Origin of the sequence: Mesorhizobium comanense, from assembly GCF_005503535.1 — a bacterium.
GTDB classification, from domain to species: Bacteria; Pseudomonadota; Alphaproteobacteria; order Rhizobiales; family Rhizobiaceae; genus Mesorhizobium; species Mesorhizobium comanense.
In genome coordinates this window covers 336226-351066 of sequence record NZ_SCNN01000003.1, presented here as the reverse complement: position 1 = coordinate 351066, position 14841 = coordinate 336226, and the positions used below count along the sequence as shown (strand labels likewise).

18 protein-coding genes are annotated in these 14841 nt (G+C 65.7%); 10 read left to right on the top strand and 8 right to left on the bottom strand.

Annotated elements, in window-relative coordinates; all coding sequences use genetic code 11:
- Nucleotides 1-271 precede the first annotated feature (271 nt).
- From FFS37_RS08380 to hemC, 6 genes are all read right to left on the bottom strand, one after another.
- Nucleotides 272-982 carry a glutamine amidotransferase gene (locus tag FFS37_RS08380; protein WP_137930459.1) on the bottom strand — a complete coding sequence of 237 codons (711 nt, stop codon included), beginning with the start codon at nucleotides 980-982 and terminating at the stop codon, nucleotides 272-274.
- A 33-nt stretch (nucleotides 983-1015) separates the two neighbouring features.
- A complete protein-coding gene (locus tag FFS37_RS08375; protein ID WP_137930458.1) occupies nucleotides 1016-1495 on the bottom strand; it encodes a tellurite resistance TerB family protein in 480 nt (159 codons plus the stop codon).
- Nucleotides 1496-1531: 36 nt separating this feature from the next.
- A complete protein-coding gene (locus FFS37_RS08370) occupies nucleotides 1532-3157 on the bottom strand; it encodes a heme biosynthesis protein HemY (RefSeq protein WP_137930457.1) in 1626 nt (541 codons plus the stop codon).
- A 10-nt stretch (nucleotides 3158-3167) separates the two neighbouring features.
- A complete protein-coding gene (locus FFS37_RS08365; protein ID WP_137930456.1) occupies nucleotides 3168-4640 on the bottom strand; it encodes a COG4223 family protein in 1473 nt (490 codons plus the stop codon).
- A 112-nt stretch (nucleotides 4641-4752) separates the two neighbouring features.
- The gene (locus FFS37_RS08360; RefSeq protein ID WP_137930455.1) at nucleotides 4753-5469 is read right to left on the bottom strand and encodes a uroporphyrinogen-III synthase; all 717 of its coding nucleotides are present in this window, start codon (nucleotides 5467-5469) and stop codon (nucleotides 4753-4755) included.
- Nucleotides 5470-5471: 2 nt separating this feature from the next.
- A complete protein-coding gene (gene hemC / locus FFS37_RS08355) occupies nucleotides 5472-6398 on the bottom strand; it encodes a hydroxymethylbilane synthase (protein ID WP_137930454.1) in 927 nt (308 codons plus the stop codon).
- A 99-nt stretch (nucleotides 6399-6497) separates the two neighbouring features.
- Here hemC and tsaD point away from each other — a divergent pair, with 99 nt between their 5' ends.
- From tsaD to FFS37_RS08320, 7 genes are read left to right on the top strand one after another with little or no spacing between them, the layout of a single operon-like run.
- A complete protein-coding gene (tsaD, locus tag FFS37_RS08350; RefSeq protein WP_137930453.1) occupies nucleotides 6498-7589 on the top strand; it encodes a tRNA (adenosine(37)-N6)-threonylcarbamoyltransferase complex transferase subunit TsaD in 1092 nt (363 codons plus the stop codon).
- Nucleotides 7586-8611 carry an NAD(P)H-dependent glycerol-3-phosphate dehydrogenase gene (locus tag FFS37_RS08345; protein ID WP_137930452.1) on the top strand — a complete coding sequence of 342 codons (1026 nt, stop codon included), beginning with the start codon at nucleotides 7586-7588 and terminating at the stop codon, nucleotides 8609-8611. The genes tsaD and FFS37_RS08345 overlap by 4 nt, the downstream gene beginning before the upstream one ends.
- A gap of 21 nt (nucleotides 8612-8632) precedes the next feature.
- Entirely contained in the window at nucleotides 8633-8929 is a 297-nt protein-coding gene (locus FFS37_RS08340) for a YciI-like protein (protein ID WP_137930451.1), read from the top strand.
- Between the two features lie 37 nt (nucleotides 8930-8966).
- Entirely contained in the window at nucleotides 8967-9392 is a 426-nt protein-coding gene (locus FFS37_RS08335) for an EVE domain-containing protein (RefSeq protein ID WP_137930450.1), read from the top strand.
- On the top strand, nucleotides 9389-10045 hold the full coding sequence (locus FFS37_RS08330; RefSeq protein ID WP_137930449.1) for a class I SAM-dependent methyltransferase: 657 nt from the start codon (nucleotides 9389-9391) through the stop codon (nucleotides 10043-10045). The genes FFS37_RS08335 and FFS37_RS08330 overlap by 4 nt, the downstream gene beginning before the upstream one ends.
- Before the next feature lie 49 nt (nucleotides 10046-10094).
- Nucleotides 10095-10511 (top strand): DUF1761 domain-containing protein, encoded by a 417-nt coding sequence (locus FFS37_RS08325; RefSeq protein ID WP_137930448.1) that lies wholly within the window; start codon nucleotides 10095-10097, stop codon nucleotides 10509-10511.
- Between the two features lie 16 nt (nucleotides 10512-10527).
- Nucleotides 10528-11271, top strand: a complete 744-nt coding sequence (locus FFS37_RS08320; protein ID WP_137930447.1) for a glycosyltransferase family 25 protein — start codon at nucleotides 10528-10530, stop codon at nucleotides 11269-11271.
- 109 nt (nucleotides 11272-11380) lie between these two features.
- Here the strand turns inward: FFS37_RS08320 and gcvA are convergent, their stop codons facing one another.
- A complete protein-coding gene (gene gcvA / locus FFS37_RS08315; protein ID WP_137930446.1) occupies nucleotides 11381-12307 on the bottom strand; it encodes a transcriptional regulator GcvA in 927 nt (308 codons plus the stop codon).
- A gap of 131 nt (nucleotides 12308-12438) precedes the next feature.
- Here gcvA and FFS37_RS08310 point away from each other — a divergent pair, with 131 nt between their 5' ends.
- On the top strand, nucleotides 12439-12678 hold the full coding sequence (locus FFS37_RS08310) for a hypothetical protein (protein ID WP_137930445.1): 240 nt from the start codon (nucleotides 12439-12441) through the stop codon (nucleotides 12676-12678).
- Between the two features lie 94 nt (nucleotides 12679-12772).
- On the opposite strand, the gene FFS37_RS08305 is transcribed toward FFS37_RS08310, so the two are convergent.
- Nucleotides 12773-13309, bottom strand: coding sequence for a L,D-transpeptidase family protein (locus FFS37_RS08305; protein WP_171026214.1), 537 nt, complete (start codon nucleotides 13307-13309; stop codon nucleotides 12773-12775).
- Nucleotides 13310-13453: 144 nt separating this feature from the next.
- Between FFS37_RS08305 and FFS37_RS08300 the strand changes: the two genes are divergently transcribed.
- Together FFS37_RS08300 and FFS37_RS08295 are read left to right on the top strand one after the other, a co-directional pair.
- Entirely contained in the window at nucleotides 13454-14137 is a 684-nt protein-coding gene (locus tag FFS37_RS08300) for a response regulator transcription factor (protein ID WP_137930444.1), read from the top strand.
- Nucleotides 14138-14318: 181 nt separating this feature from the next.
- The gene (locus tag FFS37_RS08295) at nucleotides 14319-14774 is read left to right on the top strand and encodes a cyclic nucleotide-binding domain-containing protein (protein WP_137930443.1); all 456 of its coding nucleotides are present in this window, start codon (nucleotides 14319-14321) and stop codon (nucleotides 14772-14774) included.
- The last annotated feature ends 67 nt before the right edge of the window (nucleotides 14775-14841 follow it).

Sequence of the window (14841 nt, the reverse complement as noted above, 5' to 3'; positions counted from 1 at the left end):
GTCCTCGAATCTGACAGCCCGACGGTTATGATGCTATTTTTTCGGGGAATTTTATACTCCTAGTTTGGTGGAGTGGTTCGTGGCACGTCCTCACCAATGTGAGCTAACTCTCGGCGAGTTAACGATCTACATCAATCTAGCGCGATAGCGTTGTGGTATGTCTGACTTCAGGTGGAGGCAGATTTTGTCCGACCGATATACACGGGGCGCAAGAGGCTCCGCCTACCCGGCGATTGCTTTTTGGGCAAGCCCCGTCCGGTACAGTCCGCCCCTACACCACTCCGCCAAACACCATCCGCAAAAACTCGTCCAGCCAGCGTTTCAGATGCATGTCCCAGATCAGCCGGCCGCCGAGATGGTCGCGGCCGGGCTGCGCGCCGGGCAGTTCGAAGCGGTGCGCGCCGCGCACCACCCAGCGGTGCATCATCACCATGGTCAGTTCGCCATGGAACTGGATGCCCCAGGCATTGTCGCCATAGCGGAAGGCCTGGTTGGGATAGGTTTCCGCCGTCGCCAACAGCGTCGCGCCGCTCGGCAGCGAAAAGCCCTCGCGATGGAACTGGTAGACCATTTCGGGCCAGTGCATCAGCTTGCGGCCAGCCTCGGTCGCCTTGAGCGGGTACCAGCCGATCTCGACCAGCCCCTCGCCATGGCCCTCGACCTTGCCGCCCAGATGATTGACCAGCATCTGCGCTCCCAGGCAGATGCCGAGCAGCGGCCGGTTCTCGCGGAGCGGAATTTCCAGCCAGTCGGTCTCGCGGCGGACGAATTCGTCCTGGTCGTTGGCGCTCATCGGGCCGCCGAACACCACCGTGCCGGCATGGCCGTCCAGCGTTTCGGGCAAGGCGTCGCCCAGTGCCGGACGCCTGATATCGAGCTCGAAGCCCTCTTCGATGAGCATGTGGCCGACGCGTCCGGGGCTCGAATTCTCCTGATGCAGAACGATCAGGATCTTGGGCTTCGAACTCGTCGTGCGCGGCATCGGCAGGCGGGATCCCGTCTATTCGTCGCTGGTCTATTCGTCGCTTGACGTTCCACGCGCGCCCGGCGCCTGCGCCGCCGCCTTGCGGCGCGCCTCGACCCTGTCGTGGCGCTCGACGCCGATCAGTTCGGCGACGCGCCACACCGTATTGTCCTCCAGCTCGTGCAGCTCGCCATCGGCATAGACGATCTCCCACATCAGGCCGATGAAAGCCTTGCGCCCCTCGGCGTCGAGATGGCGCTTGAGCACGCTGGTGAAGGCATAGAGGTCGATCGCCTCATTGTCGGCCCGTTCGCCGGCGGCCGCGAGTGCTTCGAGCTCGGCGCCGCTGACCGAATAGCTCTCCGCCAGCACCGCCTTGAACCGCTCCCACTCGACATCCTGGCGCACGCCGTCGGCGTTCATGACATGGTAGAGCAGCGCCGAAGCCGCGACGCGCGGATCATCCGTGCTGGCATGTCTGCCAGCGCCGGCCGGCAAATCCCTGAGAAACGACAAAACCCGATCGAACATCAATTCATTCCCAAACGGCCAGAGGATCAGCCAGCATCAAAACAACCGGAACCGGCGCGGCGACTTGTCGGCTTCGTCTTCCGGATCGACGCCCGGATCATCGGGCAGGCGCGTCAACTCTTCGGCCGGCTCGACCGCCTCGGCATCGGCCGGCACCGCGGCGAAGGCGGCGGCCGTGACCGGGGCGACCTGATCGTCCCCGGCTTGCCTGTTACCAGCGTCTTTTTCACCAGCGTCCTTGCCACCCGCCTCGCTACTATGGCCGGCGTGCTCGATGACGTCGGCCGGCTTTTCCGGAACCGGCCTTGCCGGCGCTTCGATGGCCGCCACCGTCACGTCAGGCGCATCGTCACGGCTGTCGATCAGCCGGCCAAGCCGCTCCACCGGCGCGCGCCATTCGAAAGCGTCGAGCCTTCCGGTGACCGGCGATACCGGCGCCCAGCGTTCCGACACGACGCCGTCGGCGACCCAGGCCGGATCGCGCGGCGCCCGCACCGCCTTGGACAGGAGCTGCCGCACCTTGCCCTGGTCGCCGGTCTCGGCCTCCTCGATATCGGCCAGCAGCAGATAGGCGCCCTCGCGGCGGTCCATGCGGATCGCGGCTTCGGCCTCGCGGCGGGCGGTCGAGAAATCCTGCGCGTCGAGAGCGGCGCGCGCCACCGTCATCGACGATTCGGCATGGTTCTTCTTCATCTCCTGCAGCTTCTTGGCCCGGTTGAGCCGGTCGAGCACGGCATCACCCGGCCGCGCATGGGTGTAGAGCTCCGATATTTCCGGATGCGGCTCCGCCCGCCACGCGGTCTCGAGGATCTTCGATCCCTTGCGAACATCGTTCTGCTTGAACAGCCCGGCGGCGGCGGCAACGGCGGCGGGGGCAAAATCGGGGCGCAGCTTGTTGGCTTCGAGGGCCGCCGTCCTTGCGGCGGCGGGATCGCTGTCGGCCAGCGATTGCGCCTTGGCGGTCAGAAGCACCGCCCGGCGGCGGCTGGCCGCGTCACGCTCGATCTGCCGTGTCGACTTCTGCGCATCGACCAGTTTGAGGGCACCGTCCCAGTCGCCGCGCGCCGTCAATTCCTCCAGCGTCGATTCGGCGGCCCAGGCCAGCTGCGGCGCCACGGCGGCGGCCCGCCCGGCATAGTGGCGCGCCGCGTTGCGGTCACCCAGGCGCTCGGCCTCGAGATAGAGCCCGCGCAGGCCGAGCAGCCGCATTTCAGGATCGTCGAGCATGCTCTCGAATTTCTGCCGCGCGCCTTCATGGTCGCCTTCCAGCAGCGATGCCTGCGCCTCCAGGAGATGGATCAGCGGTTCCTGGTCGGAGCGGATCAGCTTGGCGGCTTCCTTGGTCTTCTTGCGGGCAAGCGCCCCGTCACCCGCGCCGGCGGCGATCATGCCGGTCGACAGCGCCTGGTAGCCACGGTCGCGGCGGCGCACGCGGAAATAGCGCGAGATCGTATAGGGGCTGTTCCACAGCGACTTGATCAGCCACCACAGGATCATCACCGCGGCAACGACGGCAACCACGGCCACCGCCGCAACCATGAGGCTGACCTGGTACTGGTAGCCGCTGAAGGTGACGACCATGTCGCCCGGCCGGTCGGCCAGCCAGGCAAAGCCCAGTCCGAGCGCGAAGACGACGATGAGGAAAGCAAGCAGGCGGATCATCGTTTGGCCCTCATGCCTTCATCGCGCCGGAGATCAGGGCGTCGACCTGGGTCTCGACCTCGATGCGCGCCTTCAGTTTGCCGGCAAAGTCTGCTCCGGCGGCCTTCGCGGCCTCGGGCAGCGAATTGTATTCGCTCAGCGCCTTGGCATAGTCGCCCTGATTGACCGCCACTTCCATGCGCGCCACGGTTTCCGGCGCGCCGGCGCCCTCGACGGCGCCGATCGGCCGGACCTTGACCAGCGATTCGGCGCTCGCCATCAGGTTCTGCAGGAAGCCGGCATTCTGGTCGACCGGCGTCGCGGCTGCCACCATGGCATTGGCGGCGGCGTCCATCTGCGAGGCGATCTCGGTGCGGGTCGGTACGCCCTTCTCGGCATAGGACCGCAAGGTCGCGAGTTCAGGCGCGTTGGGCGATATCGCCGCCAGCGTGTCGAGTTCGGCCGAGAACGGCGCGCCGCGGTCGAGTGCTGCCTTCAGCGCCGAAGCGGCGATGGCGAGCGCGATCTTGGGCTGCGATGCCTGCGCGTCGACCTTGCCGGAAAGCTGCGACACCGACTGTTCCAGCGCCGCGAGCCGACCGTCCTGCGCCTTCGCCGCGTCGCCGGCCGATTTCACCAGCGCATCGAGACCGGCGAGTTTTTCGTTGAGCGGCCCAAGATCGACCGGCGCCGTGCTGGCGGCCTTGCCGAGGGCGTCGACCGCTGTCTCGATCTGCTTGACCTTGTCGCCGAGCGCGGCAAGCCCGGCAGTGTCGCCCGCGCCGCCCTGCTGGAGGGCCGATTTCAGGGCCGTGACATCGCTTTTGACCTGGTCCAGCGCCGCCGAAAGTCCATCGACCCTGGCCGCGGCGCCGTTGTTGCCGCCCGCTTCCTTCAGGCTGGCGATTTCACCCTTCAGCGAGGCGATCTCGCCGTTGACGCCATCCAGCGAGACACCGGCGCCGGAACCCGGCGCGCCGAGCAGGCCGGCGAATTGCAGCCCGCCGGCGCCGACCAGCGCGATGACGCCGCCAATGATGCCGGCGGCGATGCCGTTGACGCCGCCACGCTTCGGCTGCGCTGCCATTGGTTCGCTCCTTGCGTCGGTTTTCGCGCCGGCCGCCCTGGTGTCCGCGGTCTTGGCCGTTGCGTCCTCGAAATTGTAATCGGAAGGCTTGCCAGGACCGGACGGCTTATCCGAGCCGGGGTAAGGCAGTTCCGGTTCGCCGGCTTTCGCCTCCGCCTGTGCATCCGCCGCCGTCTGTCCCGCGGAATCACTGTGTTCCCAGGGCTCGAGGTCGGTCTGGTCGGCATGCACCGGCTCTTGCGAAACCTCCGGCCCGGGAGGAGCGCCAACCGCGTCCTCGGCCTTCGCCTCGTCGCTCCGGGCGGTTTCCCCGGCGGCATCCTCATCGACAATGCGCGAGACGGCGCCGGGCTCGAGATCGATCGTCACCGGCTCGCGGCGGCTCTTCGAGTGTCGCATCTTCGGCGTCTTGACCATGCCTGGGCTCCGCAAAATTCGCTTCGTCTCAACGCCTGGCGGCGCATGATGGTTCTAAAAAGGGTCTAGCACATCACCAAGCGGTGAAAAGGGGCGGTGTGATGACGCGGGCTCAGCGCCGCGCCCGCAACAGTGCCAGCAGCGCCTCCTCCTCGGGCCGTTCGGCGATGCGGATTGCCTTGCCGGCGGCACCGCCGAAAGCAGCGGCGATGCGTTCCGAAAGCGCGAAAAATCGCGTCGTTTCAAAGGCTTTCCGCAGAGCTGGCCGGTTTGTCAGGTCTTGCATCGCCACGGCTGCCTTGGCTGAATAGAGCAGCACCGCATCGACCGGCTGGGCCGACAGCCGCGCCAGGATGGCCTCGTCCGCGTAACCGATCGCCGGGGTGTCGTATGTCTCCACGGCATGGACCCGGATTCCGGCCGCCGCCAGCCTCTGCTCGAACAGCGGAAACCTTACCCGTCCGCAGAGATAGACGACTGCTTGGCCCGCAAGAGCGGCGGCAATGCCGTCGGCCAACGCCTCCGCGTCGCCCGGCCCCTCGCTGACCGACAGGAATCCAGCCTTGCGTGCGGCCTCCGCTGTCCGCTTGCCGACAGCATGGCAAGGCAACCGAGCAAGCCTGGCGATCAGATCCTTCGAAGCATGGCGCAGTGCATTGGCGCTGGTGATCGCCACCGCCGAGACGTCAGCTGGAACCTGTCCGGCATCGGCGGGCAAGGCCGTCGTTTCGGTCAGAGGCAGGAGAATCGGCTGATGCCCCATGTCCTGAAGCCGCCGCGCCGTTTGCGATGCACCCGGCTCAGGCCTCGTCACCAGGACGCGAAGCATTGTCAGAGCCAGCCGTCGAAGAACTTTTCGCCGGCGCTGACCCGCACCGAGCGCGCGGCCTCGTCGCCGATGCGGGACGCATCCTGCGCCGGCCCCCGCAGTTCGACCGTGTGCGATTGCGTCCCGTCGGGCGAGATGATCAGTCCGGAGAAAGAGAGCATTCCGGCCTCGATCACCGCATAGCCAGCGATGGGTGTGCGGCAGGAACCGTCAAGCGCCGCCAGGAAGGCGCGTTCGCAGGCAAGCGCCTGCCCGGTCGGCACGTCATGGATCGCCACGAGCATCTTTTCGACCTCGCGGTCGCCGATGCGGGTCTCGATGCCGATCGCACCTTGTCCAGGCGCGGGCGGAAAAATGTCGAGCGGCATCAGGTCTGTGGCGACATGCTCGAGCCCGAGCCGCTTCAGCCCGGCATAAGCCAGGATGGTGCCGGCGGCGACGCCTTCCTCAAGCTTGCGCAGCCGCGTCTGCACATTGCCGCGGAACATCACCACGTCGAGATCGGGCCGCATGCGGCGGATCAGCGCCTGGCGCCGGAGCGACGACGAGCCGACCTTCGCTCCCTCGGGCAGATCGGCGATGGTTTTGGCCGCCTTGCCGACAAAGGCATCGCGCGCATCCTCGCGCGGCAGGAAGGCGGAGAGTTCCAATCCCTCGGGCAGTTGCGTCGGCATGTCCTTCGACGAATGCACGGCGATGTCGATCGCACCCGCCAGCAGCGCTTCCTCGATCTCCTTGGTGAACAGGCCCTTGCCGCCGGCCTCCGACAGCGGACGGTCCTGGATGCGGTCGCCGCTGGTCGAAATGACGACGACCTCGAATGCCGCCGCCGGCAGATCATGCGCGGCCATCAGCCGCGCCTGCGTCTCGTGCGCCTGGGCCAAAGCCAATGGGCTGCCGCGCGTTCCGATTTTCAAGATTGTTTGCATGGCGCGCGGTCCGTGATAACCCCCCGGCTGGCTTTGCGTTTCCGGGCACTCTCCTAACGAGGAACGCCCTTCTATACAATCTCTTGGGATAGCGACGAATTGATCCGCGTTCTGGGCATTGAGACGAGTTGCGACGAGACCGCCGCCAGCGTCGTGGCGCTGGAGGGCGACGCCGCGTCCCCGAAAATCCTCTCGAACGTGGTGCTGTCCCAGATCGAGGAACACGCCGCCTTCGGCGGTGTCGTGCCCGAGATCGCCGCGCGCGCCCATGTCGAGGCGCTGGACGGTATCGTCGAGGCGGCTCTGGCCGATGCCGGCATGCCGCTGGCCGGCATAGATGCGATCGCCGCCACCGCCGGCCCCGGTCTGGTCGGCGGCCTGATCGTCGGGCTGATGACGGCCAAGGCCATCGCCGCCGCCGCCGGCAAGCCTTTGATCGCCATCAACCATCTCGAAGGCCACGCCTTGACCGCCAGGCTGACCGACGGGCTGGAATTCCCCTATCTGCTGCTGCTGGTCTCCGGCGGCCATACCCAGATCCTGGCCGTGCGCGGCGTCGGCGACTATCAGCGCTGGGCGACCACCATCGACGACGCGCTGGGCGAGGCCTTCGACAAGACCGCCAAGATGCTGGGCCTGCCCTATCCCGGCGGGCCGAACGTCGAGAAGGCCGCGCAAGCGGGCGATGCGTCGCGCTTTGCCTTTCCACGCCCGATGAAGGGATCGGCCCAGCCGGACTTCTCCTTCTCCGGCCTGAAGACCGCCGTGCGCCAGGCCGCGACGGCGATCGAGCCGCTGAGCAACCAGGATGTCGCCGACATCTGCGCTTCATTCCAGGCCGCCGTCGCCGATGCGCTGGCCGACCGCGTTTCCCGCGCGCTGGCGCGGTTCACCGAGACATTTCCCGGCACGAACAAGCCGGCCCTGGTCGTCGCCGGCGGTGTCGCCGCCAACCGCGCCATCAAGGCAACGCTGGAGAGGCTTTGCGCGGACGCCGGTTTCACCTTCGTCGCGCCGCCGCTGAAACTTTGCACCGACAATGCGGCGATGATCGCCTGGGCCGGCATTGAACGCCTGCGCGAGGGCATGGCGCAGGAGAACGGCTTCGATTTCGTGCCGCGCTCGCGCTGGCCGCTGGACAGCGTCTCGACGCCGATGGTCGGCTCCGGCAGGCGAGGGGCCAAGGCATGACCGGTGATCCCAGGAGCGGCCGCGACATGAACAATCCAGGCGGCTGGCGTGTCGCTGTGCTCGGCGGCGGCGCCTGGGGCACGGCATTGGCTCTCGCCATGTTGCGCGCCGGGCATTCGGTGCGGCTCTACGCACGCGATCCCGAAACAGTCGTCGCGATCGGCCGCGGCGAGAACCCGCGCTACCTTCCCGGCATCGCCATCGCGCCCGGCATCGAAGCAACGGGTGACATCAAGGCAGCGCTCGCCGGCGCCGATTGCGTGCTGGCGGTGACGCCGGCGCAGGCATTGCGGGCAACGCTGGCGGCGGTGAAGGACCATATGCCCGCCGGCATTCCGCTTGTCCTTTGCGCCAAGGGCATAGAGCGCGACACCGGCGCCTTGCTGTCCGCCATCGTCGAGGAGATCCTGCCGCGCAATCCGGTCGCCGCCCTGTCCGGCCCAAGCTTCGCCACGGATGTCGCGCGCGGCCTGCCGACGGCGGTGGTGGTCGCGGCCGGCGACGAAGCGCTGGCGACCGAGCTTGCCGCCCGTTTCTCGGCGGAAAACCTGCGCTGCTATTCGAGCAGCGACCTGATCGGCGTCGAGATTGGCGGCGCGTTGAAGAACGTCTTTGCCATCGCCGCCGGCGCCGTCACCGGCGCCGGCCTCGGCGCCAGCGCCCAGGCCGCCATGGTGACGCGGGGCTTCGTCGAACTGCGCCGCATCGGCGCCGCCTTCGGCGCCAGGCCCGAGACATTGATGGGGCTTTCCGGCCTTGGCGACCTGCTCCTGACCTGTTCGTCGGCGCAGTCGCGCAATTTCGCCTACGGGCTGGCCCTCGGCCAAGGCAAGGCGCTTGCCGGCCTGCCGCTGGCGGAAGGCGTGCCGACGGCGGCGATCGCCGCCCGCATCACCGCGGAACGCGGCATCGATGCGCCGATCATCACCGCCGTGGCGGCCATACTGGACGGCGCCGTCACCATCCGGCAGGCTGTGACGGCCTTGATGACCCGCCCGCTGAAGACCGAAACCGACGATTGATCCAGACCAGGAGAAGAAGACATGCTGTTCGCGTTCATTTGCAAGGACAAGCCCGCAAGCCTGCAGGTGCGCCTCGACACAAGGCCCGAGCATGTCGCGTTTCTCGAAAAGCTGAACGCCGACAAGACACTGGCCTTCGCCGGTCCGTTCCTTGATGCCGACGGCAAGCCGAACGGCAGCCTGGTCGTCGTCGAGGCGCCTGACCTTGCCGGTGCACAGGCGCTGTCGGCCGCCGACCCCTACGCCAAGGCGGGGCTCTTCGAAAGCGTCGAAATCCGCCCGTGGAACTGGACCTTCAACAAGCCGGCGGCTAGTTAATTTCGATCCGGCGCAACTGGCCTCAAGGAGGAGAAGAATGAACTACTGGCTGTTCAAATCGGAGCCGTTCAAATTCTCCTTCGAGATGCTGAAGGCGAAGGGCAAGGCCGGAACGCAGTGGGACGGCGTGCGCAACTACGCCGCCCGCAACAATATGAAAGCCATGCAGATCGGCGATCTCGGCTTCTTCTATCATTCCAATGAGGGCCTCGACATCGTCGGCATCGCCGAGGTCTGCGCGCTCGCCCATCCCGACACCACCTCGGACGATCCGCGCTGGGAATGCGTCGACATCCGCGCCGTCAGGGATGTGCCGACCCCGCCGACACTGGGCGACATCAAGGCGAATCCGAAGCTTGGCGAGATGGCGCTGGTGCGGCTCGGCCGTCTGTCGGTTCAGCCCGTGACCCCGGCCGAGTGGAAGGAAGTCTGCCGCATGGGCGGCCTCACACCAGCGCCGTGACGGTGCTGACATCGGACAGCGCGAAGCAATTCATCCTCGACAACACGGCGCTGATGACGCCGCCGCATGTGCCCGAGATCCAGCTTCATCTTGCCGATGAAGCGCACGATCTGTGGCAGCGGACCGAGGATGAACTGGTCGAGATCGGCCTGCCGCCGCCCTTCTGGGCCTTTGCCTGGGCCGGCGGCCAGGGCCTCGCCCGCTATGTCATCGACAGTCCTGCCCTGGTGGAGGGCAAGCGCGTGCTCGATTTCGCCTCCGGTTCCGGCCTCGTCGCCATTGCCGCCGCGAGAGCCGGCGCGGCCGAGGTGACCGCTGCCGACATCGATCCCTTCAGCGGCACCGCCGTCGGTCTGAATGCGCGGGCCAATGGCGTCAGGGTCGAGTTCCGCGGCGACGATTGCATCGGCGCCGATGCCGGTTGGGACGTGATCCTGGCCGGCGACGTCTTTTACGACAAGCCTTTCGCCGACCGGCTTATGCAGTGGTTTTCCGCGCTCAGACGGCGTGGCGCCGACATTCTGGTCGGCGACCCCGGCCGGTCCTACCTGCCGCGATCGGGACTGGAGGCGCTGGCCGTCTACGAAGTGCCGGTGACGCGGGCATTGGAAGATGCCGAGATCAAGCGTACGACCGTCTGGCGACTTGCTTGACGTCATCGCCGAACAGGCGTTTGCATAAAACAGCATCGGAGGGGGACTCATGGATTTTTCCGCAGTGAACTGGCTGGGCGTCTTCGCCGCCGCTGTCGTCGCCTGGCTGTTCGGCGCCGCCTGGTACATGGCGTTAAGCAAGCCATGGCTGAAGGCCGCCAAGCTCGATCCGGCGACGATGAAGAAATCGCCGCTGCCTTTCATCATCTCCTTCATCGCCGAACTGGTGATGGCCTATGTCATGGCCCTGGTCGTCGGCGCGATGACCGGCGGCGAGCCGACATTGCTCGCGGGTATCATCTTCGGCTTCGTGCTCTGGCTTGGCTTCGTGGCCACGACGCTGTCGGTCAATCACCGCTATGAGAATTTCGGCTGGGACCTGACCCTTATCGACGGCGGCCATTGGCTGGGCGTGCTGCTGATCATCGGAGCGGTGATCGGCTGGTTCGGCGCCTCGGCGGGCTGAGACGGGTGTGCTGACGATGGCGGATCAGGCTGGATTTCCCCGCGACCTGGTGTTCACCCGCATCTGCCATGTGAAACAAGGCTATGAAGACCGGCGCCGGCACATCGTGCGCGAGTTCGAGCGGCGCGGCGTGCCTGTCTATTTCTACACCGAATGGGACCGGCCTGATATCACCCCGCAGATTCGCGATGAGCTGGTGGCGCCCGGTTTTACCCATCCGGCGGCGGTTTCGCTGGCGTTGAAACATGTCGGCATCTGGCGCGATTTCCTCGAGACCGACCAACCATATTGCCTGGTGTTCGAGGACGACGTGTTTCTCGCCCGCGACTTCGTCGCCAGGTTCCGGCAGGGGCTTGCCGAACTCGGCGATCCCAACCGCAAGGCGGTCATCTATTTCGGCAACGGCAGCAACTACTATACGCCGATCTGGAAGCTGCGCCGGGGTCAAAGGCTCTACCCGGCGCTCCACGCCAGATGTGCCGATTCCTATCTCATCACCCGTCCGGTCGCCGAGGCTCGCTGCGCCTGGATCGACCGGAACAAGATTTACACGGCGATCGATCACCAGATTGAGCAGATGGACGAGAAACTGGGGGTTGAGATGCTCTGGTTCGAACGGCCGATTGTCGAACAGGGCAGCGAGAACGGCGCATTCCACACATCGGTGGCAGGCAAGAAGCGCCCGCTTCTCTACAAGAAGCTCGAATGGAATTGGAAGAAATACACCCGCATGATCTTCGGCCACAACGCCCGCTCCTGAACAACAGCCGGAGCGCGGGCTGGTAGAGCAATTCCAGGAAACGTCTGAAGCGGTGCTCCCGGAAAAACGCATGGCGTCCCCAGGGAATTGCGGCAAAACTGCACTACACCTAGTCGGCGCTGGGCGTCCTGGCCACTTCCTCGAGAATCCATTCGCGGAAGGCGACGATGCGCGGATCCTCGGCCATGGCCTGGGGATAGACCAGGAAGTAGGCGAATTCCGGCGCGACCCTGATGCTGAGATCGAAGGGCCGTACCAGCCGGCCTTCCGACAGGTCGTTTGCCACCAGGGCGAAATCGGCAAGCGCGACGGCGTTGCCGTCGAGCGCGGCCTGGACCGCATCGGTCGATGTGCCGAAGACGACGGTTCGGCTGTCGTCGAAATCGTCGACGCCGGCCGCCGCCATCCACATGCGCCAGTTCGGCCACGTCACGCCCTGACGCGCCCACTCGATATGGGCGAGCGTGTGGTGGAAGAGATCGCGCGGCTCGCGCAACGGCGGCCCTGCCGCCAGCAGGCGCGGACTGCACACTGGAATGATGATGTTGTCGAACAGGCGGTGGGCGCAAAGCCCCGGATATTTGCCGGCGCCGAAGCGGATGCCGACATCGACATCGTCGAGGTCGAAGTCGCGCAGCCCATAGGCGATGTCGAACCGCAGCTCGATGCCCGGTTTTTGCTTGCGGAAATCCTCGACGCGCCGCATCAGCCATTTCGCCGCGAACTGGGCGTCCAGCGTCACCTTCAGGAATTCCGTCCCGCGCGCCATCTTGCGCGCCCGCATGACGGCACGGCCAAGCAGGTCGAGCGTGTCGGTCGCGGCCTCGTAGAGCACCGTGCCCGCCTCGGTCAGCCTGATGGTGCGGCTGGTGCGGGTGAACAGCACGATGCCGAGCTGATCCTCTATTTCCTTGATCTGGTGGCTGACGGCGGCCGGCGTCAGGCCAAGCTCGTCGGCGGCTCGGGTGAAATTGAGATGCCGGGCGGCCGCTTCCAGCGTCCTCAGCGCCCGCGTCCCCGGCAGCAGGGTTGCCATCCCAGATCCTCAAAGAAAACTTGATAATCGAGAAAAAACTACTCGTTTCCTCCCAAGATTTCAATCGGGCATGATGTGACCATCGAAACACCATCAAACCGGATTTGATGTCCGGATGAACGGATCACACCATGTCACACATTGCTCTTCACCCCGGATACGCCGCTCGGCCGGCCTGGCTGCCGGCGATCCGCGACTGGCTGCGTCAGGCCAGGGTCGCGGTCAATCTTCCGCACGACAACGTCGAGGACCTCACCGACAGCCAGTTGCGCGACATCGGCGGCGCCCGCAAGGACATAGCCCGCGCCATGGATCGCGAAATGGGCCGGCTGGGCCTGCTCGACATCGGCTGGCAGCAGCCGAGGAGATAGGGATTTGGCAGTAGGGGGGAGGCATTAGGCAAGGAGCGATGCTCCCTACTCCCTACTCCCTACTCCCTACTCCCTACTCCCTACTCCCTACTCCCTACCTCACCACCCGCACCACCGTCCGGTCCGACAGCAGCGGCAGCAGCCGCGCCATGGTGCGCGCGCTCACCGCGACGCAGCCTTGCGTGGGCGTGAAGCCGGGGCGGGCCAGGTGGAAGAAGATGGCGCTGCCGCGCCCTCGGCGGCGCGGCGAAATGTTCCAATCGAGCACCAGGCAGGCATCGTAGAGCTCGTCGTCGCGCCGCATGCGTTCATGACTGGCGCCGTAGGGGATCTTGACCGGACGGTTGTAATTGCGGTCGTCCGGCACCTCGCACCAGCCGAGGTCCGGTCCGATCGGCGCCATGGACAGGCGCGTCCGGCGGCCGGCCGCGAACTGGTCGCCCCTGAAATATCCCGAAAGAATCCGCATCGGGCCGAGCGGCGTGGCGCCGTCGCCCTCGCGCTTGTCCGCCGAGATGCCGCCGCGCCCCAATGCGCAGGAAAACACGGTTTTCCCCGCCTGGAGCAGGCCCTGGGTGGGATGGCCGGGCCGCGCCCGCACGGTCAGCACACGCAGCTGTTTTACCAAAATTGCGCCGGCTGCATTGCGATCGCGTTTTTTCTTGTATGATCGTGCCACGGAACAAATCACTGTGATCGGCTGTTGTGCCGGCCAGCTTCCGCATAAATACGCAGCGGTCAACTGAATTCACTTTTCAAAACAACGGATTGATCCATGACTTCACGCACCATCCTGATCGTCGACGACGATGACGACCTGCGCGGCACACTGGTCGAGCAACTGTCCCTCTACGAGGAATTCGACGTGCTGCAGGAAGCCACTGCGGCAAAAGGCGTCACGGCGGCGCGCGGCGGCCTCATCGACCTGCTCATCATGGATGTCGGCCTGCCCGACATGGATGGCCGCGAGGCGGTGAAAATCCTGCGCAAGGGCGGCTACAAGGCGCCCATCATCATGCTGACCGGCCATGACACCGATTCGGATACCATCCTCGGGCTCGAGGCCGGCGCCAACGACTACGTGACCAAGCCGTTCCGCTTCGCCGTGCTTCTGGCGCGTATCCGCGCCCAGCTGCGCCAGCACGAGCAGAGCGAGGACGCCACCTTCTCGGTCGGCCCCTACACGTTCAAGCCCAGCCAGAAGCTGCTCATCGACCCGCGCGGCGCCAAGGTGCGGCTGACGGAGAAGGAAGCCTCGATCATCAAATACCTCTATCGCGCCGACCAGAAAGTGGTGACGCGCGACGTGCTGCTGGAAGAGGTCTGGGGCTATAATTCCGGAGTCACCACGCACACGCTGGAAACCCACGTCTACCGTCTGCGCCAGAAGATCGAGCGCGATCCTTCCAATGCGGAAATTCTTGTGACAGAAAGCGGCGGCTACAAGCTGGTTCCTTAAACATTTCATTATCCAATGAGCAATTCCAGGAAAAGCGTGGGCGGTTTTCCGTCCGGAATTGCGAAAACCTAAGGGATAGAGCGGTCTGGGCGGGACCGCTTTCGGGTGCGATCCGGCTAGGGGATTGAGGATCGGCTCGTGAAGGAGGGACTGGACTGACCGTTCGGGGACGCAGCTAGAGATGGCGCTGGATGACGACATCCGCATCCTGTCCGCCGTGAGGCTTTTCGAGGGCTTCACGCAGGAACAGCTGCGCCTGCTCGCCTTCGGCGCCGAGACCACCCTGCTCAATGCCGATCGCAAGCTCTACCGCGAGGATGACGAGGCCGATTCGGCCTATGTCGTGGTCAGGGGCAAGATCGTGCTCTACCGCGAACAGGATGGCGAGCGCATCGCCATCGGCAGCGCGGGGCCCGGCACCATGCTGAGCGAACTGGCGCTGATTGCCGATACGAGACGGCTGACAAGCGCTTCCGCCGCCACCGATGCGGAGGTGATCCGGCTGAGCCGCAAGATGTTCCGCCGCATCCTGGAGGAATACCCCGAGGTCGCTGTGAAGCTGCACCAGCGCATTTCCGAGGAATTCCAGGCCATGATCCGCCGCATCGAGGAACTGGCACCGCGCTTTTCGGGGTAAGAGCGGGCAATCATCGGCCGCAGCCAAGACGCTGGGTATGTCGAGATTCAGGTCAGGCCGAGTCGAA